Below are 22,299 nucleotides of genomic sequence, written 5' to 3' on the forward strand. Positions count from 1 at the left end.
TAGCCTGCGGTTTCGCCTCAACAATAACGGCCTCCCAAGGGAGGCCGTTATTGTTGATTGGCTGCGCTTTATTTGGCGTTATGTTGCGTCATCGCAATCGCGCTCAGTGTGGCTGAAATGCGGCATGGTCAAAGCGCGGCATGGCGGATTAGTGACTATCCGACAAACTGCCGTGCATCTCTTGGCGCAGCAGCACTTCTTCGGTGCAATCGGTCAACTCAATCATCGCCGACAGCGCCAGCAGCTCTTGTTCCAATGTGCGTGCTTGGCTGAGATTAGCGCGGATCAACTGATGAAAATCACGCATCAAGTTCGGATGCAAAATATTGCGCTGGTAGCGGGTTAACTGGAACTTGAGCGCGATAAATTCGCCGTGGCGCATGGCGTGGCGGATAAACTCCGCTTGCTCTTGCTTGGAGGCAAACTCACTTTCCAACTTTTTGGCGTGCAACTTGTGCTGCCAGCGCTCTTGGCGCAGCGACAGGTAAATTTTCACATCGGTGGGCAGCGCGTGACGCGATGGCTCGTTCAGCGGTCGACACACTAGCTGTGACCAATATTCCCCGAGCAGCGGATCGAGCAGATCGTCAGTGCTGTCTTGGCCCAGACGGTGGTTTAGGTGGTAAGTCGCTGGAGTGATCCCCAGCGCCGTTGGCCGGAACAGGTTATTTTCCTTCACCACGAAAATCGGAATGCTGGCCAGATGCGGCACCGTCAGCTGGCGGAAGATATCGATGATCCCCGGTAGTGGCTGACGTTCGGTATCTTCTTGCAGCACGCCGCGGTTGGCGTTGATCAAGCGGCGAATAAACTGCACGCCGGTATGTTCGTCCGGCTGACCACTGGCGGTCAGTACCAGCTGGTTTTGCTCGGCATTGATATACAGCACCCGATACGGCAAGTTACGCAGTGGAATTTGCTTATCCAGTGACTGCCATTTCGAGAACGCCAGCAGCAGTGGCTGATTACGGCGCACGTCTACCGGTTGTCCGAGCACGATGCGCAGGCCGGTTTCCGAGAAATCGACCGTATAGCCAATCACCTTTTGCTGGGCGGGTGTGGTCACTTCCACCTCGGTCTGATGACGATAGCGCGGCGCCTGACGGCGCGGCTCTTGCGACATGTTGACCTCGAAGGTCGGAACACTGTGGCGCGGTAAGCAGTATTCGTTGAGCTGCTCTAAAGGCAGGCTCGGCTTTGGCGTGCGCTGATATTCGCTGCGGATCTCTTCGCTGCTCAAATCTTGCAGTAACACCAGATAGCGCAGATCGCCTAACTGATGCTCGGCAATCAGGGTTTGCTGCTCCGCGTGCGGGCTAAAATCATCGGCCGTCAGCTGGCGGATGATCAGGCGTTGTACGCGGAAACTGGGGCGGCGCGCGCCGGTATGCCAGAACAGTTTACGCTGCGCGCGATCGGTCAGCTCTGAGTTCAGGGCGCAATAGAAAAAGGCGCGCCCCCCTTGGCGATGGATAAAGCTATACAGCAGCGATTTAACAGTTGAAACCCCCGGCGGACAAATTTTGCTTAGGCGCTCAGGCGTGAAAAAGCGCCCCAACACCGGTTGATACTCTTCATCGTGCCAGTATTGATACAGCTCGCGGTTATTTTGCGAGTGCAGGGCATACAAGGTCCCTTGCTGGCTGATCAGCAGCGGCAAGGTGGTGGTGGCGTTAAGATAAGATTGCTCAAAACCACGAATGCGCAACTGCTCGAGCAGATCATCAACATTCAGCCGTACCTGCTTGCTGCCACTGCGTGCCAGTGCGCCCATCAGACGCTGCATGATAGGTTCAGGTTGACTGATGTGCAGGCGCAGTAATTGGCGCTGTGGTTGGCGCTCAATGCCGACAATCAGGTAATTGACGCCATTACGTAGCTCCGGCAAACCCAGTTTGTCGCCCAGCGAGCCAAACTGAACGTTCAGCTCTTGTCCTAGCTTGAACGCTACTGCATGCGGAACGCGCAGACACAAGCCGGCCAGCGAGATATCCAACGTTATGCCGTGCACCAGATATTGGGTTTCCAACAAGGTGATCAGCACTTGGCTGTGATACAGCAGGCGAATTTCGTTGCGCATAAACTGATAGCCAAAGCGCGCGACTTTCACTGGCAGCTTTTTGGTTTCCAGCGTTTTGCTGGTCGGATTGGCCACCTCGGTGGTTTCCGGCTCAGGTTCGCTGTTGCGCTGCTGTTTTTTCTGGTGCAGGACTTTAAAATTATTGTGGGCCTGCATCACGGCATCGTATACCCCACGGGTATAGCGTTGCTGATACAATTCCAGTTGCTGCTTAAACAGGTTGAGGGCGATATCATCCAGCCAGTGCGTGAGGCCCAGAATATGGTGCTCATAGCAGCGGCCATCAACACGATTACGTAAGTCGATCGGTTGCAGGCAGGGGGTGTGTAATTCGCGCAGCTGCATTTTCAGTTGCAGGCGTTCATTTGGCGTACTGTCCGGCAACATATTGTGGATGAGATCATCCAAATTAGGATGCAAACCCATAGGGATCAGTTGCTGTAGGATGGCATTGAGCTCATCCGGTTTAGAAGTACGCATAATCCTCAATCACTGTTACGTAAGCTTAAAAAGTCCGATTGTCGGCATACAGTTTAACAAAACCATCCGGTAACGACAGAGGCGGTGGCCAGATATGGCGCGGCTTTGCGGCCTTTGTCGACTGCCAGTTCACTAAAGGAACATCTTACCGTGGCGAAAGCAGCAAAACGTGCCTTTGTGTGCAATGAGTGCGGCGCGGATTATCCGCGCTGGCAGGGGCAGTGCAGTGCCTGTCAGGCTTGGAATACCATTACGGAAGTGCGTTTGGCCAGCGCGGCCGGCAGTCGTAACGAACGCTTGAGCGGCTATGCTGGTCATGCAGGCAGCAGCAAGGTGCAAACTCTCGCCGAGATTAGTCTACAGGAACTGCCTCGCTTTTCCTCCGGTTTTAAGGAGTTTGATCGGGTTCTGGGCGGCGGCGTGGTGCCCGGCAGTGCCATTTTGATTGGTGGCAGCCCTGGTGCGGGGAAAAGTACTCTGCTGTTGCAGACCATGTGCCGTTTGGCGCTGCAGATGAACACCCTGTATGTGACAGGGGAAGAGTCACTGCAGCAGGTGGCGATGCGGGCGCACCGTTTGGGATTGCCGACCGATAAATTGAAAATGCTGTCGGAAACCAGTGTCGAGCAAATCTGCCTGATTGCCGAGCAAGAGCAGCCGCAGATCATGGTGATCGACTCAATTCAGGTGATGCACATGGCCGATGTGCAATCGGCGCCCGGCAGTGTGGCGCAGGTGCGGGAAACGGCGGCGTTCCTGACGCGCTTTGCCAAAACCAAGCAAGTGGCCATCATCATGGTCGGTCACGTGACCAAAGATGGTTCGCTGGCTGGCCCGAAAGTGCTGGAGCACTGCATTGACTGCTCCGTGTTACTGGATGGCGATACCGATTCGCGTTTTCGTATGCTGCGCAGCCACAAAAACCGTTTTGGCGCCGTCAATGAACTGGGCGTGTTCGCCATGACCGAGCAAGGGATGCGTGAGGTGAGTAATCCGTCGGCGATTTTCCTGAGTCGCGGTGAAGAAGAAGCGCCCGGCAGCTCCGTGATGGTGGTGTGGGAAGGGACGCGTCCGCTGCTGGTGGAGATTCAGGCGCTGGTGGATCACTCGATGCTGGGCAATCCACGTCGGGTGGCGGTAGGGCTGGATCAGAACCGTTTATCTTTATTGTTGGCGGTATTGCACCGGCATGGCGGGTTGCAAATGGCCGATCAGGATGTGTTTGTCAACGTGGTGGGCGGAGTGAAAGTCACCGAGACCAGCGCCGATTTGGCGTTGCTGTTGGCGATGGTGTCCAGCTTACGTGATCGTCCGTTACCGCGTGATTTGGTGATTTTTGGCGAAGTTGGGCTGGCCGGCGAGATCCGTCCGGTGCCCAGTGGCCAAGAGCGAATCACCGAAGCGGCCAAACATGGCTTTAAACGGGCGATAGTGCCAATTGCCAATATGCCAAAACAACCGCCGGTCGGTATGCAGGTGTTCGGGGTGAAAAAACTGTCCGATGCGTTGGATGTGTTTAACGAGCTGTAATGCGGGCACGGCGCTGGGCATACGCGGTGCGGGCATCAGAGCATCATTCTGGCTAGTGATGTCGGCGTGAGGAAAAAACTAACGGGCCGCCCATAGTGGGCGGCCCGTTGTGTGATAGGTGTGGCTGGTGGTGATTAACCACGACGCCAGAAGCGTAACGACAGCGCCGCAAAGCGGGGTTTGTCGTGGTGATTAGTCAGATACTGAGTTGGCGGATAAAAGAACATAAAACACCTTGCGTTATAGTTGTGCGCCTCGGAGGATGCCGAGGCTGCTACGTCATGTTGAATGAGGTAATAAAACTACACTTCCGGTGTGTACGCGGTATCTGCCGATTTGCGCAGATCAGCGGTTCATCATGGCCGCCCAACAGCGGTGCAGAGTACGCAGCGGCAGCAGGCTTGGCTTATCGTTTTGGTTAGTGCTGTAAACAGTGGGTGGATAGATAAACATGATGTACCTCCGTGTTGCTCTCTTGTGCAGTGAAACTGCTGGGTCTATTTTGTGATGTTTATCACTTTCATGTTTGTAAGTTTACTACGAAATTAAGTGGCGACAATCCGTACAGTTAGACGCTTTTCGCATAAATAATAACCTTTGCGGACATAGCCGTTATATCGTCAGCAAGATAAGACGCCACAATAAGAGACCGGGATAACGCAGAGATAAAAAAGTGGCCGCAAAAAAGGGAATAGAAAAGGTCATAAAAAAGGTCACAAAAAAGGCCGCATAAGCGCGGCCTTTTTTAATGTGAAGCTCAGGTACGGTGTAGAAATGTGCAGACGAATGCTTATTTCACCATGCGGGTGTATTTAGCGCGGCGCGGCTGGATAGATTCCGCACCATACGTCTTCTTCTTCCACTCTTCGTATTCGGTAAAGTTACCTTCGAAGAACTCCACCTTACCTTCATCCTGATAGTCCAGAATGTGGGTAGCGATACGGTCTAAGAACCAACGGTCGTGGGAGATAACCATGGCGCAGCCTGGGAACTCCAGCAGGGCGTTTTCCAACGCGCGCAGGGTTTCTACGTCCAGGTCGTTGGTTGGTTCATCGAGCAGCAACAGGTTGCCGCCAGTTTGCAACAGCTTGGCCAGATGCAGACGGCCACGCTCACCACCGGACAGTTCGCCGACGCGTTTTTGCTGATCGGAGCCTTTGAAGTTAAAGCGACCGATATAGGCGCGGCTTGGGATCTCGAAGTTACCAATGCGCAGGATGTCCTGACCGTTAGCCACTTCTTCGAACACGGTTTTCTTGTCATCCATCGCATCACGGAACTGATCGACAGAAGCCAGCTTCACGGTATCACCTAAGGTGATGGTACCGGAATCCGGTTGCTCTTGGCCGGACAGCATGCGGAACAACGTAGACTTACCGGCACCGTTCGGACCGATGATGCCGACAATCGCGCCTTTTGGCAGACTGAACGACAGATCGTTGATCAAGGTGCGATCGCCGTAGGATTTGACCAGATTGGCCACATCCACCACTTTGTCACCGAGGCGTGGACCAGGCGGAATGAACAGCTCGTTGGTCTCGTTACGCTTTTGGTAATCAGTGTTGTTAAGCTCTTCAAAGCGCGCCATACGGGCTTTGCTCTTGGCCTGACGACCTTTTGGGTTCTGACGTACCCACTCCAGCTCTTTTTCGATCGACTTGCGACGCGCCGCTTCAGCGGACGCTTCTTGCGCCAGACGCTGATCTTTTTGCTCCAGCCAAGAGGAGTAGTTACCTTCCCACGGGATCCCCTCACCACGGTCCAGCTCCAAGATCCAGCCGGCGACGTTGTCGAGGAAGTAACGATCGTGGGTGATTGCCACCACAGTGCCTTCGTAGTCGTGCAGGAAGCGCTCCAGCCAAGCCACAGATTCCGCATCCAAGTGGTTGGTTGGTTCGTCCAGCAGCAGCATGTCTGGTTTTTCCAGCAGCAGGCGGCAGATAGCCACACGGCGACGCTCACCACCGGACAGATTGCCAATCTTGGCATCCCACGCCGGCAGACGCAGCGCATCAGCCGCACGCTCCAGTTGGTGATCCAGATTGTGGCCATCATGCGCCTGAATGATAGCTTCCAACTCGCCTTGCTCTTTGGCCAGCAGGTCAAAGTCAGCCTCTGGGTCTGCGTACAGCGCGTACACTTCATCCAGACGGGTCAGGGCGTTTTTCACCTCAGCTACCGCATCTTCGATAGCTTCGCGTACGGTGTGCTCCGGATTAAGTTTTGGCTCCTGCGGCAGGTAGCCGACTTTCAGCCCCGGTTGTGGACGGGCTTCACCTTCGATCTCGGTATCAACCCCGGCCATAATGCGCAGCAGAGTAGATTTACCGGCACCGTTGAGGCCGAGAACACCGATTTTGGCACCCGGAAAGAAACTCAACGAGATATCTTTCAGGATATGTCGCTTCGGCGGAACCACTTTGCCGACGCGGTGCATTGAATAAACGTATTGAGCCACGGTTATAACACCTTAATAAATAATGGGTTCATCATGACTGATACATACCGCAGGGTATGTATGGAACACAGGTACCTAGTTTACCATTGAATCTGGCTTTGGGTCAGCGTTGCTGTATGCGCTCGTGGGTAAAGATGGTGAGTAAAGTGGCACGCAATAATTGCGCCGATAACGCACGCAGAGCCTCGCCGCCGACCGAGGGAGTTTGTATCATAGCCAGCAGCATGCAATTGGTGGAATAAATACCAGCCAGAGTGTCTCTTTATAACGGGCATACTATACTCAACCGCGGAATATTGCAGGATGAGATATCAGGGTTAACCAAGGAGTGAACAGATGGCATTGCGCCAATGGATTTACCGGGCTTGCTGGGTGAGCGTAGCAGGCCTGATTAGCATACCGGCGTTGGCTCAGCCTACCGCCACAGAGCGTCAGTTATATCAGCAAGCCAAAACGGCCTTGGATGACAAGCAGACTGAGGTTGCCGCCGGTTTGCTGCCGTCATTGAAAAATTACCCGCTCTATCCCTATCTGGAATACCGCTTATTAACGCAGGACATGAGCCAGCTCTCTGCTGCGCAGGTGCGTGCATTTGTGCAGCGTTACCCGACCATGCCACTGGCTAAAGGCTTAACCGATCGCTTTCAGGCGGAGCTGGCCAATCGGCAGGACTGGCGTCAATTACTGACCTTTACCCCAACGCCGCCGACTTCGATTGCAGGTCAGTGCCGCTATTACTATGCCCGTTACGCCACCGGCGAGCGCAAAATAGCTTGGCAAGGCGCGCACGAAATCTGGTTGACCGGCAAGTCGTTACCGGATGCGTGTGATGACCTAATCGCCGCCTGGCAAACCAGCAATCAATATACCCCGATGGCGATTTTGGAGCGGATGCTGCTGGCGATGAAAGCGGGTAACAGCAGTTTGCTCAGCTACTTAGGGCGTCAGCTGCCGGCCAACTACCAGACCATGGGCAAAGGGTTGCTGTCACTGCAAGCCAACCCTGACACCATTTTGACCTTTGCCCGCACTCACGGGGCTAGCCCGATAGCGCGTCAGGCGACCTTAATTGCCTTTAACCGCGTGGTGCGCGCCGATGTGGATAATGCGCGCCTGCTGATTAGCCCGCTCAGTAAAGCGCAGGCGATGAGCCAAGAGCAAGTAGCGCAGATGGAGCGCGCGGTGGCGAACCGGATGATGGATGCCGATGACAGCGAGCAGATCCGCTGGCGTGATGCGGTGATCCGGCGCAGTGGTGATAAGTCATTAATTGAAAAACGGATCCGTCTGGCGCTGCAGCATAATGATATAACCGATGTCGGTGAGTGGATCGCCCGTTTACCGGCCTCTGCGCGTGAGCAGGATGAATGGCTGTACTGGCAAGCGCGGGTGCTTGAGCGTAAAGGACAGAAAAAACAGGCTCAGGCGCTGCTGAAAACCTTAAGTGAACGTCGTGGTTTTTACCCGATGGTGGCGGCGCAGCAATTAGGCCAGCCGTACGTGGTGAAAAATGATTCGCGCCAGGTCAAAGTGCTGAATGCCGGTAACTGGCCGGAAGTGCAGCGCATTCGCGAACTGATGTATTGGGATCAGCACAATCTGGCGCGCAGTGAGTGGATCAGTTTGATCGATCATCAACCGCAAACGGTGAAAGCGGAGCTGACGCGTTATGCGCAAAAGCAGGGCTGGAGCGATCTGAGCGTGCAGGGCACTATTCGCGGCAAGTTGTGGGATCACCTCGATGAGCGTTTCCCGCTGGCTTACCCGAACCAGTTCCGCCAGTCGACCGACGACAAAGCGATTTCGATGAGCTACGCCATGGCGATTGCCCGTCAAGAGAGTGCTTGGAACCCGCAGGCACAATCACCGGTGGGCGCACGCGGTTTGATGCAGCTGATGCCGAAAACCGCCCAGCACACCGCTAAGAAAAATGGCATCAGCCTGACGCAAGATAATCAGCTGTTTATGCCGGGGGTGAATATCCAGTTGGGCACCGCTTATCTGGAAGAGGTGTATCAAAAATTTGGTCGGAACCGGATTTTATCGACTGCCGCTTATAACGCGGGGCCGTCACGGGTAACGCGTTGGCTAAATAATGCCGGAGGGCGTCTGGATGCGCTGGCCTTTATTGAGAGTATCCCGTTTACCGAAACCCGGGGATACGTCAAAAATGTGTTAGCCTACGATGTATTCTATCGTTATCAGATGAAAAATCAGGCTGATGTGCTAACTGAGGCGGAATGGAGCCGACGTTACTGATGACATCAGTCCGGAGCGTCGCGCGGGTCTATCTTAGGCATCGCGACGCTCCGTCGCTCGACCAACAAGGGAGTCTATCCGGATGAAACAGAGCACGCCGACGGCGCCGTCAAAATCATGCCAACAAACCGAGGATGAGTGGCGCGGCTTTATCGATTTGCTGCGCCAAGCGGTGCAGGACGGGCAGGATGTACCGGTATTGCAGCTGTTGCTCACCCCTGATGAGCGCGAAGCGCTCGGCACTCGGGTGCGGATCGTGCAAGAGTTGCTGCGTGGTGAGATGAGTCAGCGGGAAATCAAAACCGAACTCGGTGCCGGGATCGCCACCATCACGCGCGGCTCCAACAGTTTGAAAATGGCCCCCACCGATACGCGGGCATGGTTAGAAGCTCAATTATTGACTGACGTGGCAGCGACAGTGGTAGCGAAATAAGCCAAGAGCCGATACGCCATACTGACATCACCGATTGCGCCATCACCTCGTCTAGCATCACTGGGGGGGCTTTTGCTGGGTCACTATTGCGCGTTAGTTGCGTGGGCAAACTACTTGGGCAAGCTACGTGAGCAAACAACGCGGGCAAACAACCTGAACCCGTTAGCGCCTTAGAACCACTGCGGATTAATAAACGGGATCAGCGCCAAAATCAGAGCTTGGTGGTAAACCTTGCTACGGCTGAGTACGCCGTGGGTAAACACCGCAATAGCGCCGCCTTTGTGTTTGATGTTTTGCTCGCCCGTCAGTTGGTCCATCACCGGCCCCAGCTCTTCGCCGCGCTCGAGTGCTTGCAGCACTTGCGGTGGCAAGGTCAGGCTGGCTGAGCGCGATTCACCCATCGTCTGGCCGTTTGAGACTACCATCCACGCAAAGGTTTGGTGCCCTTCAACGCCCGCTTCCAGCCCGACCCAAAAGTCGGCTTTCGGGCAGGCCAGCTCGGCATTGCGTACCCGGTTGTAGGCTCCGCGGCGCGTTTCTTCATTACCAAACGGCTGCGCGGCCACACCACTGTCGACTTCGATCCCTTCTACGCGGCAGTCGCCAAACACGTCTTTAAAGGCGTGGCGAACCGCATTTATTTTGGACGGGTTGGCAGAGGCAACAACAACATGGTACATAAATAACTCCCGGCACACTGACTACACAATGACTACAGATGTCCTTGGATGACACATAACCTTGGGTGAACACAATGACACAAATTTACCTGATTCGTCACGGAGAAACCGAGTGGAATGCCACGCGCCGGATCCAAGGGCATACCGACAGCCCGCTCACTGAGCTGGGGATGTTGCAAGCAGCGCAGGTCGGTCAGTATCTGGCCGAGGAAGGGATCGGGAAGATTATCAGTAGCGATTTGGGCCGCGCGCAACAAACCGCGGCGCGCATTGCCGAACAGTGCTGCTGTGCGGTGCGCACCGATAGCCGGTTGCGCGAAATGAATATGGGCGTGCTCGAAGCGCGTGCGATGCATGAGTTAACGGCCGAAGAGCACAGTTGGCGTCAGCGCATCTTAGATGGCACGCCGCACGGCTGTATTCCTCAAGGGGAAACCTTGCAACAGGTCAGCCTGCGTATGCGTGCGGTGTTGGATGAGTTCAGTGAAAGTGGGCTGGGTAAAATTGCGTTTGTCAGCCACGGCATTGCGCTGGGTAGTTTGATTGGCAATGTGATTGGATTACCGGCTCATGCCGAGCGCCGCTTTCGCTTGCGCAATTGTTCGGTGTCGGTGCTGGAGTTTCAGGATAATGACTGGCTGGCGAGTGGCTGGGTAGTGGAGCGCCTTGGCGATACACATCACCTGTTGTTGCCAGCGCTGGATGAGATCCAGCGCTAATACGGCACTTTTTACTCTGCGAGCGCAGACTCTTCTGGGCGGCGGATCGGAATGTAGTAATCACATTGGATGATCCCGAACTCCATTGGTCGCTCTGGTGAGGTTGGGAATATTTCGATATCAGGGCTGGCGCGGCGCGTCAGCTTGTGCAGCGGCATCACATCACAATACACGTGCACAATGAACTCGGTTAAACCGCGGAATGTCCCGACATAGGTAAAGCGAGCGTATTCACCGGCGGGGATATTGTACTCGCTGAGTTTTCCCTCTTCTGGCGCGTACTCACTATCCACGGCGCAGGTGTAATACAGCTGCTGCTCGTCTTCATTGGTTTTCTTAGTTTCGCCGGAGAGCAGGGCAAAAAAGCGCGGTGGCACCGGCTTATCGGCCGTAAACAGGTTGCGGAATTTCTGCCAATGTTGGAGCACGGAGCGTGGCTTTAAGGTTCCGTCGCGGCGATAGGAAATTGAATAGCTCACGGTGCTGCCACGCAGAGGAATGTCTGGCAACTGCACAAAGGTTGGCTCGGGTAATTCTTGCTTGTACAGGCGCAACAACGGCGGCTGCATCCCGCTGCAATCCCATTCGTCTAAACGGCGGTATTGTGCAGGGGTTCGGTCAAACTGAGTTTTAAACGCCCGGGTAAAGGTTTGTTGTGAATCGAAGCAGTAGTGCAGAGCAATATCTAAGATAGAGCGGTTGGTGGAGCGTAAATCGTGAGCGGAGCGGGTCAGACGGCGTGCGCGCAAATAAGCGCCCATGGCGTGCCCGGTAATATCCTTGAACATCCGCTGCAGATGCCACTTTGAATAACCAGCTCGATTTGCAATATCATCGATTGACAGAGGCTTGCTTAGGTTTGTCTCAATCCAATGCAGCAGTTCCCGGACTATCGCCTCTTGGGCCATGACGCGTTCCTCAACTTAACTCGACATTCTGTTTGTGCTGATAAATTATATCGGCTTCACGCAGGTAACTAATATTATTTGTTTAATCAATCAAGCGGCACTGGCAGGCAAAATGTAGCATCTTTTTTACATACTATACCGCAAACCTCAGCACTGACCCCGTTATCATATCGAAGAAGTTGTGTGTTTTTGTAGATAAATACCATAAATACGTGACTAATGTGTATTTTAATCCACAAGGTATCCCATACTGGAGTCGAAAGAGGCGCGGCAGTCAAACTTGGCGCTATCATTGTCGGTTAATCACCAGACATGACAGATATTTGTACGTGATACTACGCTGACCCGTACTGGCTACTGCAAGCCGGCGGCGACAGATTGATGATTTAGGCCGCTGGTTATTGCGCGCTTTAGACATATTGCACAGAGATTGACCTTATGACCATGAAAACTGTTTTACATCGCTGTTTGGCGTTAGCGTTATTGAGTGTTTCTGCATTGGCGTCGGCCGAACAAATTGGCTCGGTCGATACCGTATTTAAGCTGTTTGGCCCTGATCATAAAATCGTGATCGATGCGTTTGATGACCCCGAAGTCAGTGGCGTGACCTGCTACCTGAGCCGCGCTAAAACCGGCGGTATTAAAGGCGGGTTAGGGTTAGCCGAAGATACCTCCGATGCGTCGATTGCTTGCCGTCAGGTGGGGCCAATCAGTTTGTCGGAGCGCATTAAAAACGGTAAAGCCAATGGGGAATCGGTGTTTGAAAAGCGCACCTCGTTGATTTTCAAAAAATTGCAGGTGGTGCGTTTTTACGATCCGAAACGCAATACGTTGGTGTATCTGACTTATTCTGATCGCGTCGTGGACGGTTCACCGAAGAACTCGCTGACTGCTGTACCGGTCATGCCGTGGCCAGGTCAGTAATCTTGGCTACATTCTCGATAATCAGATTTCAGTAGAGGATCAACACTGCGCATGAGGGAAAAGCTCAGACGATGGCGACGCATTCTGGTGCGGCTATTAGCGGTCGGTTTTGGCATGCTGCTCGCCTTGATTGTGGCTTACCGCTTTGTGCCCGTGGCGCTCCCTAACGTGATTATCGAGCGTTATGTGGAAGCCTATGCGCAAGGTCATTTTGCCTTTAGCGCTCGCCATGACTGGGTCAGTAGCGATCAGATTGCGCCGGCCATGAAGTTGGCGGTAATCGCTGCTGAAGACCAACGTTTTGCTGAAAACTTTGGTTTTGACTGGGACGCTATTCGTAAAGCGTTGCAGCACAACGAGCGTGGGCGTAGTGTGCGAGGCGGCTCGACCATTACCCAGCAAACGGCCAAAAATGTCTTTTTATGGGGCGAGCGTTCGTGGCTGCGCAAAGGGCTGGAAGCGGGGATCACTGTGCTGTTGGAAACTTTTTGGAGTAAAGAGCGGATTTTGACGGTCTATCTAAACAGCATTGAGTTTGGTCCTGGCATATTTGGCGTTGAAGCCGCGGCGCATCACTACTTTCATAAGCCGGCGAGTCGCTTAACCAGCCGTGAAGCAGCGCTGTTGGCGGCAGTATTACCGAATCCGATTCGCTATAAGGTGCAAGCGCCATCCGGTTATGTGGTGCGGCGTCAGCAGTGGATTTTGCGTCAAATGCGTCAGCTCGGTGGTACGGCGGCGGTTGCTGATTTATAGCCGCATTGCCGCTGTAGCACGAGCTGTACACTCTACCTGCCGCTGATGCAGTGCATAAAATTTCACCAGTTAGCTAGGCGGCGTAGCCAACTTTTGTTACTTTAGCGGTCTTGTATACCGTGTAAGACCAGCACAAGGTTGCCGGTACCGAGTAGCAAAACAGGTTGTCGCGGCGCCGCTTAGCGTGTCGTGGTTGAGCGAAATTTGACGTTCCCGTACCGGATGGTTTTACAGTCGGATGAAAGGTAAAAAACGTTTACTGCTAGGCACCACAGCGTCGTTGCTGGCGGTGGGCGCGTGGCAGTGGCCGGTCGATGTGCCGGATGACAGTGTGGTTTTGCAGTATCAGCCTGCCGCAGCGGCGGCGGTGATGCAAGGCTGTGGCAGTGAATCGGATCAGGGTCAGTACCTGAATGCCGACTCGCTCAAAGTGCTGGTCTGGAATATCTATAAACAGCAGCGTAGCGACTGGTTACAGGCGCTGTCTGAGTTTGCTCATGGCTCGCAACTGGTGTTGTTGCAAGAGGCGCAGGCTTCGCCTGAGTTACTGCGTTATGCCACGCACCGCTATCCAGCAGTGGCGCAAGTGGCGGCATTTTCCATTCGTGAGCAGATGGCGGGGGTGATGACACTCTCTTCTGCCGATGCCGAATACTATTGCCCACTGCGCGAATGGGAGCCGTGGTTACAGCTGCCGAAATCCTCGCTGGTTAGCGTGTATGCGCTCAATAATGGCGAATCCCTGATGGTGGTGAATGTGCATGCGGTGAACTTCACCATGGGCGTGCAGGCCTATCGGCAGCAGTTACATCAGGTGATGGCACAAATCGCTCTGCATCAAGGGCCAGTGATCTTGGCCGGTGATTTTAATAGCTGGAGTACCACGCGTCTGGCGTTGCTACGTCATATGGCGGCCAGTGTCGGTTTGCATGAAGTACCGTTTGCCCAAGATCAGCGCAAGCAGGCGTTTGGCTATCCATTGGATCATGTCTTTTATCGCGGCCTGAAGATAGAAGATGCGGCGGTGCTCAATACCGATGCGTCAGATCATAATCCGTTGGCGGTGACTTTCCGTTTGCCTAGTCGACCAGACGCCGCTGCACAGCAAGCGGCGGTGACATCGCGACCGAAAGCGGTGGCCACCACACCGGCTGTTAAAAATCCGGCCGTTAAAAAAGCGCCGTCTGTGACGTTGCAGCCGTAGATCCAGATATCGGGCGGTATAGCGAGCCGCATATCTAACTGCATATTGAACCCATATCGAAGCTAAATCAGTACTCAATAAAAAGGCAGCCAATCGGCTGCCTTTTTATTGTCTGCTTGCATCACGTTTAAGCGTTATCAGCTTTTCACTTTCACCGTCAGGACGGTGCCAGGCTTGAGAACGCTCTTGCGGCTCAAGTCATTCCAGCGCACCAAGTCATCGACAGCGACGCCGTGACGTTGGGCAATGCTGTACAGAGAGTCGCCTTTACGTGCGCGATAGGCAATCTCCGTTGGCGCGTCGCCCTTCAGCTTCAGCGTTTGGCCGAGCTTGAGACGGCTGCTGACACTGATCCGGTTTAACTTGGCCAGCTCACTGCTGCTCATGTTATGGCGACGGGCAATCGTCGACAGGGTATCGCCCGATTTGACTTTGTAGCTGCTGGTTACGCTATTTTTGGCGATACGGCTGTCATCGCCGCTCTGCGCGCTACTGCGAGTTCCGCTGCGGTTATTCTTGGCCAGATATTCGCTTTGCGACAATGGCAGCAAGATATATTGACCACGGCGAATGCCGGCCCCGTTGAGCTCATTGATCTGCTTGATATCCAGCGCAGAGATCTCGTAACGACGCGCCAGCACATCCAAACTTTCACCAGCTTGGACTTTGTGGCGAACCACGCGAACAGTTAAATCATCCCCATTTTCGCGCAAAATCTTCTTAAACTGCTTAGCTTTTTGCTTTGGCAGCATCAGATAGTGCGGACCGGTTGGGGCCGTGGCCAGCGTTTTATAGGCCGGGTTCAGGGTTTGCAATTCAGACACTGACATGCCCACCACTTGCGCGGCGGTATTCAGATCAAATTGCTGGCCTACATTTACCCGCGCCAGTGCCGTAGACTTATCGATATGCGGCAGATTCAACGCATAGCGGTCGGCATTGCGGATAATTTCGCTCAGTGCTAAGACTTTCGGCACATACAGCGCCGTTTCGCGCGGCAGATTCAAGGACCAGTAGTCGGTAGGCTTACCGTGTGCGCGGTTGGCTTTGATGGCTTTTTGGATCCGACCTTCGCCCGCGTTGTAAGCGGCCAGCGTCATCATCCAATCGCCGTCAAACATGGTGTTGAGGCGCTGTAACAGATCCAGTGCAGCGCGCGTAGAGGCGCCCACATCGCGGCGGCCGTCATACCACCAGTTTTGGTCTAAACCAAAACGGCGGCCCGTTGCCGGGGTGATCTGCCATAATCCGGCGGCATTGGCGCTGGATAAGGCGTTCGGATCAAAAGCACTCTCCACCATGGGTAACAACGCGACTTCCATCGGCATATTACGCTTCTTCACTTCCTCTACTATCCAGTACAGGTAAGGTTCAGAGCGTTCTGCCACACGTTGGAGATGACTCTTATTACGCAAGTAGCGTGATTTTTGACTGCGGATCCGTTCGTTGTTCGGTACATCTAGTTTCAGTTCGTTGCCAATGAAGTCCCACACATTTTGCTGTGCGAGCTGTTCATCGGCCCATCGCGACGATGACGGGTCAGCGTCGTCACGAACTGATGACTCCTGCGTGCTAGGGTACGGCGTCGACGCGTGATTCGGCGCCTGACAGCCGGCCAGCAACACGGAGGCAAATATCAGTGCTCGTGCCTTCATGTTATTCCGGTCGGTTGTTGCTTAAAAGATGTGCAATAATACTTATCTGACCACCGGCTGACAACCTTAAGGCTTAAAACTGGTCTTTTAGAGCACGTAATTGTGCAAAAATTGAGCTTTCGGATGGATTTTTACCCGACTTTTGCAACACGTTTCGCAAACTTGGCGCGCGACAACGTAAAAAAGGATTTAAGGCTTTTTCACGGCGCAAGGTCGACGGCAAGGTCGGTAAGTGTTGATGACGCAGTGTTGCAACGTCTTGTGCGTAGTCATTTAACGCCGGATTTTCTGGCTCCAGATGGCGGGCAAAACGCAAGTTGGCTGCGGTATATTCATGTGCTGCACACACCAGTGTGCTATCTGGTAATTGGCTTAAGCGTTGCAGTGAGTCATACATCTGCTCTGCGCTGCCCTCGAACAAACGTCCACAACCGATAGAAAACAGCGTATCGCCACAAAACAAGATGCCATCGGCGTAATAGCAAACATGGCCGAGGGTATGACCGGGCGTGGCAATCACCTGCCATTGCTGATCTGCATCGGCTAAGGTTACGGTTTCACCGCCTTGCACCAGATGGGTCGGCTGTACTGCGGCCGTTTCTTGTGGCCCAATCACCAACACATTGGGGTAGTGACGGCGCAGCGTCTCAACCCCTGCTGTATGGTCACCGTGATGGTGGGTGAGTAAAATAGCATGCAGGTTCAATTGCTGCTGGCTCAGTACGCGCAGCACCGGTTCGGCTTCACCGGGGTCGACCACCACTGCCTGTTGCTGATCGCGGCAAAACAGCCAGATGTAATTATCCGTTAACGCGGGTATGCTGAGTAACATGGCCTAGTTCCTTGTGTCGTGACGTTTAGCGGGGCTTGTATCGTTAATGGGTATCGTAACTTGTCCCGCTACAGTCCCGTTACATACAGTAGTGCCGTTCCCTTTGATGGGCGTTGTTGTGCTTGACGCCATTGGCGTTGGCTTTCTGGTTACGAGGATAATAGAGTGATTCGTCCGGCTCGTACATCCCGTGTTATTTTGCCCCCATTGGGCTGGTCAATGATCCCGAAAGGGGAGCGTTACCGTGAGTTACTGCATCAGACATTAGCGCCATGGTGGGGGAAGATCTTTGGTTTTCACCTACTAAAGTTAGGTGCGCTGAGCGCAGATCTCGATAGCTCCGCCTCACCCATCCAACATCATGTGGCGGTGGCGCCAGAAGGCCCACAACTTAGCGTGCTGGCTGACCCGGATTGCTTGCCCTTTACCAATAAAGCGTTTGATGCCGCATTACTGGCGTTTACGCTGGATTACGCCAGTGATCCGCATGGCGGTGCTGCGCGAAGTTGACCGAGTGCTGGTGGATGATGGGTATCTGATTTTGATTGATTGCAACCCGTTTAGTCTGGCGGGGATTGGCCGCTGTGTACCGCTGCTGCGACGCCGCTTTCCCTATCAGTGCCGGATGTTTGCGCCCTTTAGGGTCACCGATTGGCTGCATCTGCTCAATTATGAAGTGATCCATGCCGAGGCGATGCTACCGTTTCCGGGGCGGGCCAGTTCGCGGCGACTGGCGGGATTTTGCACTTGCCATCTACCGGTGCTGGGCAGTTGGCGCTTGCTGGTGGCGCGTAAGCGCACCATCCCGCTGATCCTGACCGGCTCTAAGCGGGCATTGAATAACCCGCGAATGATGTATCCGGTCAGTGCCTGTCAACAGGTTAACTCTCCGGCTGATAGCCGGTGTCATCCTGAGTAGGATTTTCTGCGGCGCTGCGCGCCAGTTGATCGCACAGTTCGTTTTCGCGGTGGCCCGCATGCCCTTTAACCCAGTGCCACGCCACATCATGGCGGGCGGCAGCCAAATCTAAGCGCTGCCATAAATCGGCATTTTTTACCGGCTGCTTAGAGGCGGTTTTCCAGCCGCGTTTTTTCCAGTTATGGATCCAGCTGGTGATCCCTTGGCGGACATACTGGCTGTCAGTGGTTAAGTCCACATGACACGGCTCTTTGAGGGTCTCCAAACCGACGATTGCGGCCAGCAACTCCATACGGTTGTTGGTGGTAAGACGAAAACCGCCGCTGAGCTGTTTTTCATGCTGGCGGTAACGCAGTACGATACCGTAACCACCGGGACCGGGGTTGCCGAGGCAGGAGCCGTCCGTAAACAGGGCTATCTGTTTTTGCATCTTGGTTAAACCCGTTATTATTTTCTAAACCCAAAGTCTGACATAAATACCGCTATGAGCACAGATTCAAACCGTATTGTTGTACTGGATACCGAAACCACCGGTATGAACAAACTGGGCGTGCACTATGAAGGGCACAAGATCATCGAGATCGGGGCGGTGGAAATTGTTAACCGCCGTTTAACCGGTCGGCATTTTCATGTCTATATCAAGCCCGATCGTTTGGTTGATCCGGAAGCCATTGCGGTTCACGGGATCACCGATGAATTTTTGCAAGACAAGCCCGAGTTTGCCGCTGTCGCCGATGAGTTTATTAACTTTATCCGCGGCGCCGAGCTGGTAATCCATAACGCGCCGTTCGATATCGGCTTTATGGATTATGAATTTGAGCTATTAAACCGTGGGTTAGCCAAAACCGAGACCTTCTGCCGCATCACCGATACCTTGGCGATGGCGCGTAAGATTTTCCCCGGTAAGCGTAATAACCTCGATGCCTTGTGTGATCGTTACGGGATAGATAACAGCCACCGTACCCTGCACGGGGCGTTACTCGATGCCGAGATCTTGGCTGACGTCTATCTGTTGATGACTGGCGGTCAGACCTCACTGGCGTTTAGCGGCGATAGCGAAGAGCACAATACTAACCATCAAGGTGATGTGCAGCGCAGTGTGGTGCCACAATTGTCTCTAAAGGTTGTCCGTGCTTCAGCCGATGAATTAGAAGCGCATGAATCCCGTTTGGATCTGGTTCAGAAGAAAGGGGGCTCATGCCTTTGGCGCGTTTGAGTTAAGGACTGTGGCTAGCCGCCGCGACTTAATTTAGCGCGGCTTACCACAGTAGACACAAACAGCGAAGCGAGAAGTGAGGAGCGGGCATGCACAACGGGCTGGATAACGGCGCTACGATCACGGCACGGATGGGCATCACCCGGTGGTCGAATCGACTCACACGGCCTCGTAGGTTGGCGTTTCGTATGTTGGCCTGCTGTTTGGGTATGACCCTATCGGCCTGCGTGGCAGCCATGGACTCTGACGCCACAGCGCCGATGACGCCACCGGACAGCATTACCGTCGAGCACGATGCCATCTTTGCAAACCGCTTTCGCCTCGACCGCACGGTACAGTGGCTCACTTTGCTGATCAGCCGCAGCGATAATCAAGAACAACTGGTCTTAGTGCAGCCGGATGGCAGTAAGCTCAACGCCCGGATGGACAGCCCCGATGTGCATTGGTGGCGCTCGCCCACATTGGAGATTGTAACCATCAATCGTCCGATGCAAGGCCCGTGGCAAGTGTCAGCCCCCGAAGGCACGGTAAGCACCTTCATCGGAGTGCCGGACATGCAACTGAGCGCCGATAGCATGCCGCAGCCGTTGTATCAACATGAACAGCTGAAACTGACCGCGCGGGTGCTGGTCAACAACCAGCCTTTGCTGCGCGCGGATATTTTGCAGCATCTGCGGCTGCATGCCGAGTTTGTGCCGGTTAATGCCAACCACGCCTTACAAGCAGGACAAGACACCGTGCGCGCTGGACGCCCGGCAGTAATGGCGGGTGAGCTGCGTGATGATGGGCAACACCTCGACGCCAAAGCCGGCGATGGCATCTTTACCATGCAATTACCGGTGAATCCGGCGCCCGGCGAGTATGTTCTGACCATTAATACCGGTGACGGCATTTACCTACCGCCATTTCGTGAGCAGGTAACGGTGCATCCGATGCCGCTGCAGGCACAATTCTTACAAGGGCGTACCGCCAGTCAAAATCATCGGCTCGATGTCAGCAGTGATGCGACGCGTATCGTGCCCGGCTCGTTGTTAGTGCGGGTGGATGAAAAGATCCCCGGCGGACTGAATGCCGAATATCAGGTACAGGCACCGGCCACTGGCAATAGCGTGAGTCTGGAGATCCCGCAGCGTGACTTTATCGGTAATTACAGCCTGACGGCGTGGATTTATGCCCAGCAAGTGGGCGACCGACCATTATCGCTGTTATTGCCTGAGCAACGCTTTATGGTGGTAACCAGTCAGCAGCAAACTCAGCAGCTACTTAATCAGCTGGCGCAGCAAAAGCAGCAGCAAGCTTTAAGCGAACAGGCACAGGCCGAGCTGGCCTCAGTCACGCAAGCTGCGCGCAACCAAGGCTCACACCGTCTGCAAATGGTGCTATTAGGCACCGTGCTGGTGGTGGGCATATTTGGCGCGGCCATTTGGTGCGGCATGGCCCTGCGCCGCGCTCATCAGCGTCGTCAGGCTTTGCAGGTGTTGCGTCATCAGCAAGCCAGCAGCCAGAAAGTCGGCCAGCGCGATCTCTCCAGTTCGCGCTAAAACGCACTACAGTTAGCAAGGTTGCAGGGCTGGCGGGCCATCAGGCGCTGCATCTCTGCCCCAATGAGTCACGTGGATAGCGGGATGGGATCTCGGCGGAGCCGTGCTCATTGCCTGTGCTTACTTGCTGAAAATAGAGTGCTTTGCCGTTTTTTTATGCGAATGAAGTGAAAAAAGCAGATTTTGTGTAAAAGGCTATTGACTCATTAGCGGATGAACCCTATTATTCGCCCCGCTTGCGACGGCAAGCATTGAGCGGTGCGGTAGTTCAGTCGGTTAGAATACCGGCCTGTCACGCCGGGGGTCGCGGGTTCGAGTCCCGTCCGCACCGCCACTTATTTTGTGAATGATGTTGCTGAATATCGCTGAACAGGTATTATCAGGAACATGGTTCAAAGCAACAACCGATTTAAAAGCGAAAGCTTGCACAGTTTCGCGGTGCGGTAGTTCAGTTGGTTAGAATACCGGCCTGTCACGCCGGGGGTCGCGGGTTCGAGTCCCGTCCGCACCGCCAACAATTAGAAAAAACGCGTTCCGAGTACTGATGCGGAATTGCGTAGAAGCGAAAGCTTCGACACCAGTTTCGCGGAGCGGTAGTTCAGTCGGTTAGAATACCGGCCTGTCACGCCGGGGGTCGCGGGTTCGAGTCCCGTCCGCTCCGCCACTTTATCAACCCAGACAGCAAGCTGTCTGGGTTTTTTCTTGCCTGCGATCTGGCGATTTGGCCAGATTTCTGTCTTCTGTCTTCTGTCTTCTGTCTTCTGTCTTATTCGGTATGGCTAACCAACAACAGATTGGCTTGGTTGCGCTGAGTGTTGTGTTCTGCAGGATGATGCCAATCGGGTGCCGGCAGGCGAGCCCAGCTTAGGCCTTGTTGCAAGGCGGAAAGTTGAGTGAGGCGAAAATAAAATGCAGTGGTATTGGGTTTGATGACCGCTTGCGGCAAACGGATCGCTTCCCCCAGTTCAAATAGCCAATATTGTTGTTCGCCTTGCGCGGGTGGCGTTTGGCTCCCGGTTTGTTCGCGGCTTAATTTTTCCCGCGCCGTGAGGCGAATACTGAGAACCGGATAGACGAAAAAAGCTTTTTGCACGGTGGGATCGTTGACCGGAACGGCCACGGCGCAGTAGCGAATTTGAGCCATTTGGCGAGTGAACATCCCTTGGCGGCGACTGGTGCTGACTGGCATGTGATACCAACGCGCACGCCCTTCACGAAAGGCCGCGGCATAGCGCGGATCACGCTTGTGCACGGAGCTAACGATCAAGGTCAGCTCCGGATTGGCCGAGCTGCTGCGCTGCGCGTGGCGGTAGCAGGTATGCTCGTGGCGAGCCGCTCGCTCGGTAATCGGGGTGATGGATGCAACACTCGTAGGCTCGGTTGTGGGCGTGGCGGCAATGGGCATGATCGTTTCCTTCTGACCTCAAGCTGACAACAGTGTTCGCTGCCACCGCGGCTGAATATCCGGTTTCCGTACCGGCTTGCCGTGTCCCACCTCGGGCGGTAATCGCACCGGAGCGTGAAGCTTGGCGCGTGAAACGGTGGTGGCAGCGATGAAATTTTCGCACAGGTAAAATAAGTGTAGCCGTGGCTGCTGCTGGTGGGGGCGTAGAGCACGAAATAAACGCCGAAACAGCGATCTGTTTCGCTTTTTACCGGATAAAAAAATGGGCTGCATCGGCAACCCAGAGTGTGAGAGAGCACG

At 54.3% G+C, this 22,299-nt stretch carries 19 protein-coding genes and 3 tRNA genes; 14 read left to right on the top strand and 8 right to left on the bottom strand.

The features are described 5' to 3' along the window. Positions 1–148 precede the first annotated feature (148 nt). Positions 149–2,560 carry a PilZ domain-containing protein gene (locus NCTC9997_RS02575; RefSeq protein WP_064977218.1) on the bottom strand — a complete coding sequence of 804 codons (2,412 nt, stop codon included), beginning with the start codon at positions 2,558–2,560 and terminating at the stop codon, positions 149–151. A gap of 150 nt (positions 2,561–2,710) precedes the next feature. Here NCTC9997_RS02575 and radA point away from each other — a divergent pair, with 150 nt between their 5' ends. Next, on the top strand, positions 2,711–4,090 hold the full coding sequence (radA, locus tag NCTC9997_RS02580) for a DNA repair protein RadA (RefSeq protein ID WP_064977219.1): 1,380 nt from the start codon (positions 2,711–2,713) through the stop codon (positions 4,088–4,090). A 790-nt stretch (positions 4,091–4,880) separates the two neighbouring features. On the opposite strand, the gene ettA is transcribed toward radA, so the two are convergent. Then, entirely contained in the window at positions 4,881–6,548 is a 1,668-nt protein-coding gene (gene ettA / locus NCTC9997_RS02585) for an energy-dependent translational throttle protein EttA (protein ID WP_064977220.1), read from the bottom strand. A 336-nt stretch (positions 6,549–6,884) separates the two neighbouring features. Between ettA and sltY the strand changes: the two genes are divergently transcribed. After that, positions 6,885–8,807 carry a murein transglycosylase gene (gene sltY, locus NCTC9997_RS02590; RefSeq protein ID WP_064977221.1) on the top strand — a complete coding sequence of 641 codons (1,923 nt, stop codon included), beginning with the start codon at positions 6,885–6,887 and terminating at the stop codon, positions 8,805–8,807. Positions 8,808–8,889: 82 nt separating this feature from the next. Further along, complete coding sequence (gene trpR, locus NCTC9997_RS02595) at positions 8,890–9,240, top strand: trp operon repressor (protein WP_010862468.1); 351 nt, start codon at positions 8,890–8,892, stop codon at positions 9,238–9,240. Between the two features lie 170 nt (positions 9,241–9,410). On the opposite strand, the gene yjjX is transcribed toward trpR, so the two are convergent. After that, entirely contained in the window at positions 9,411–9,920 is a 510-nt protein-coding gene (gene yjjX, locus NCTC9997_RS02600; protein ID WP_047708044.1) for an inosine/xanthosine triphosphatase, read from the bottom strand. A gap of 74 nt (positions 9,921–9,994) precedes the next feature. On the opposite strand from yjjX, the gene gpmB reads away from it, so the two are divergent. Further along, a complete protein-coding gene (gene gpmB / locus NCTC9997_RS02605) occupies positions 9,995–10,639 on the top strand; it encodes a 2,3-diphosphoglycerate-dependent phosphoglycerate mutase GpmB (RefSeq protein WP_010862466.1) in 645 nt (214 codons plus the stop codon). Between the two features lie 11 nt (positions 10,640–10,650). Here gpmB and NCTC9997_RS02610 read toward each other — a convergent pair whose 3' ends face one another. Next, positions 10,651–11,427, bottom strand: a complete 777-nt coding sequence (locus NCTC9997_RS02610; protein WP_230405379.1) for a GyrI-like domain-containing protein — start codon at positions 11,425–11,427, stop codon at positions 10,651–10,653. Between the two features lie 564 nt (positions 11,428–11,991). On the opposite strand from NCTC9997_RS02610, the gene creA reads away from it, so the two are divergent. The 3 genes from creA to NCTC9997_RS02625 all read left to right on the top strand — a co-directional run bounded on the left by creA (position 11,992) and on the right by NCTC9997_RS02625 (position 14,431). Further along, positions 11,992–12,471 (top strand): protein CreA, encoded by a 480-nt coding sequence (gene creA / locus NCTC9997_RS02615; RefSeq protein WP_369795325.1) that lies wholly within the window; start codon positions 11,992–11,994, stop codon positions 12,469–12,471. Between the two features lie 51 nt (positions 12,472–12,522). Beyond that, on the top strand, positions 12,523–13,227 hold the full coding sequence (mtgA, locus tag NCTC9997_RS02620) for a monofunctional biosynthetic peptidoglycan transglycosylase (protein ID WP_064977223.1): 705 nt from the start codon (positions 12,523–12,525) through the stop codon (positions 13,225–13,227). A gap of 238 nt (positions 13,228–13,465) precedes the next feature. Beyond that, positions 13,466–14,431, top strand: coding sequence for an endonuclease/exonuclease/phosphatase family protein (locus tag NCTC9997_RS02625; RefSeq protein ID WP_064977224.1), 966 nt, complete (start codon positions 13,466–13,468; stop codon positions 14,429–14,431). Positions 14,432–14,568: 137 nt separating this feature from the next. On the opposite strand, the gene NCTC9997_RS02630 is transcribed toward NCTC9997_RS02625, so the two are convergent. Together NCTC9997_RS02630 and gloB are read right to left on the bottom strand one after the other, a co-directional pair. After that, on the bottom strand, positions 14,569–16,086 hold the full coding sequence (locus NCTC9997_RS02630) for a LysM peptidoglycan-binding domain-containing protein (protein ID WP_010862461.1): 1,518 nt from the start codon (positions 16,084–16,086) through the stop codon (positions 14,569–14,571). A 73-nt stretch (positions 16,087–16,159) separates the two neighbouring features. Then, positions 16,160–16,918, bottom strand: coding sequence for a hydroxyacylglutathione hydrolase (gene gloB, locus NCTC9997_RS02635; RefSeq protein ID WP_064977225.1), 759 nt, complete (start codon positions 16,916–16,918; stop codon positions 16,160–16,162). A 165-nt stretch (positions 16,919–17,083) separates the two neighbouring features. Here gloB and NCTC9997_RS02640 point away from each other — a divergent pair, with 165 nt between their 5' ends. Beyond that, positions 17,084–17,428 (top strand): hypothetical protein, encoded by a 345-nt coding sequence (locus NCTC9997_RS02640; protein ID WP_082935454.1) that lies wholly within the window; start codon positions 17,084–17,086, stop codon positions 17,426–17,428. Beyond that, positions 17,361–17,837 carry a hypothetical protein gene (locus tag NCTC9997_RS02645; RefSeq protein ID WP_156669231.1) on the top strand — a complete coding sequence of 159 codons (477 nt, stop codon included), beginning with the start codon at positions 17,361–17,363 and terminating at the stop codon, positions 17,835–17,837. Before NCTC9997_RS02640 ends, NCTC9997_RS02645 begins: the two co-directional genes overlap by 68 nt. Here the strand turns inward: NCTC9997_RS02645 and rnhA are convergent. Next, positions 17,800–18,267 (bottom strand): ribonuclease HI, encoded by a 468-nt coding sequence (gene rnhA, locus NCTC9997_RS02650; RefSeq protein ID WP_010862458.1) that lies wholly within the window; start codon positions 18,265–18,267, stop codon positions 17,800–17,802. The genes NCTC9997_RS02645 and rnhA overlap by 38 nt on opposite strands. Positions 18,268–18,321: 54 nt before the next feature. On the opposite strand from rnhA, the gene dnaQ reads away from it, so the two are divergent. The 5 genes from dnaQ (at position 18,322) to NCTC9997_RS02675 (ending at position 21,258) form a co-directional block, all read left to right on the top strand. Further along, positions 18,322–19,053: a DNA polymerase III subunit epsilon gene (dnaQ, locus tag NCTC9997_RS02655; protein ID WP_010862457.1), complete on the top strand. Its 732-nt coding sequence runs from the start codon at positions 18,322–18,324 to the stop codon at positions 19,051–19,053. 176 nt (positions 19,054–19,229) lie between these two features. Then, on the top strand, positions 19,230–20,594 hold the full coding sequence (locus NCTC9997_RS02660) for a choice-of-anchor X domain-containing protein (protein ID WP_156669232.1): 1,365 nt from the start codon (positions 19,230–19,232) through the stop codon (positions 20,592–20,594). 257 nt (positions 20,595–20,851) lie between these two features. Continuing rightward, positions 20,852–20,928 (top strand) — tRNA-Asp (locus NCTC9997_RS02665). A 103-nt stretch (positions 20,929–21,031) separates the two neighbouring features. Then, a tRNA-Asp gene (locus NCTC9997_RS02670) sits at positions 21,032–21,108 on the top strand. 73 nt (positions 21,109–21,181) lie between these two features. After that, positions 21,182–21,258, top strand: a tRNA-Asp gene (locus NCTC9997_RS02675). Positions 21,259–21,360: 102 nt separating this feature from the next. Here the strand turns inward: NCTC9997_RS02675 and NCTC9997_RS02680 are convergent. Beyond that, positions 21,361–21,999: a hypothetical protein gene (locus tag NCTC9997_RS02680; RefSeq protein ID WP_064977227.1), complete on the bottom strand. Its 639-nt coding sequence runs from the start codon at positions 21,997–21,999 to the stop codon at positions 21,361–21,363. Positions 22,000–22,299 lie beyond the last annotated feature (300 nt).

Origin of the sequence: Plesiomonas shigelloides (assembly GCF_900087055.1) — a bacterium.
Lineage (GTDB): Bacteria > Pseudomonadota > Gammaproteobacteria > Enterobacterales > CAMTGL01 > Plesiomonas > Plesiomonas shigelloides.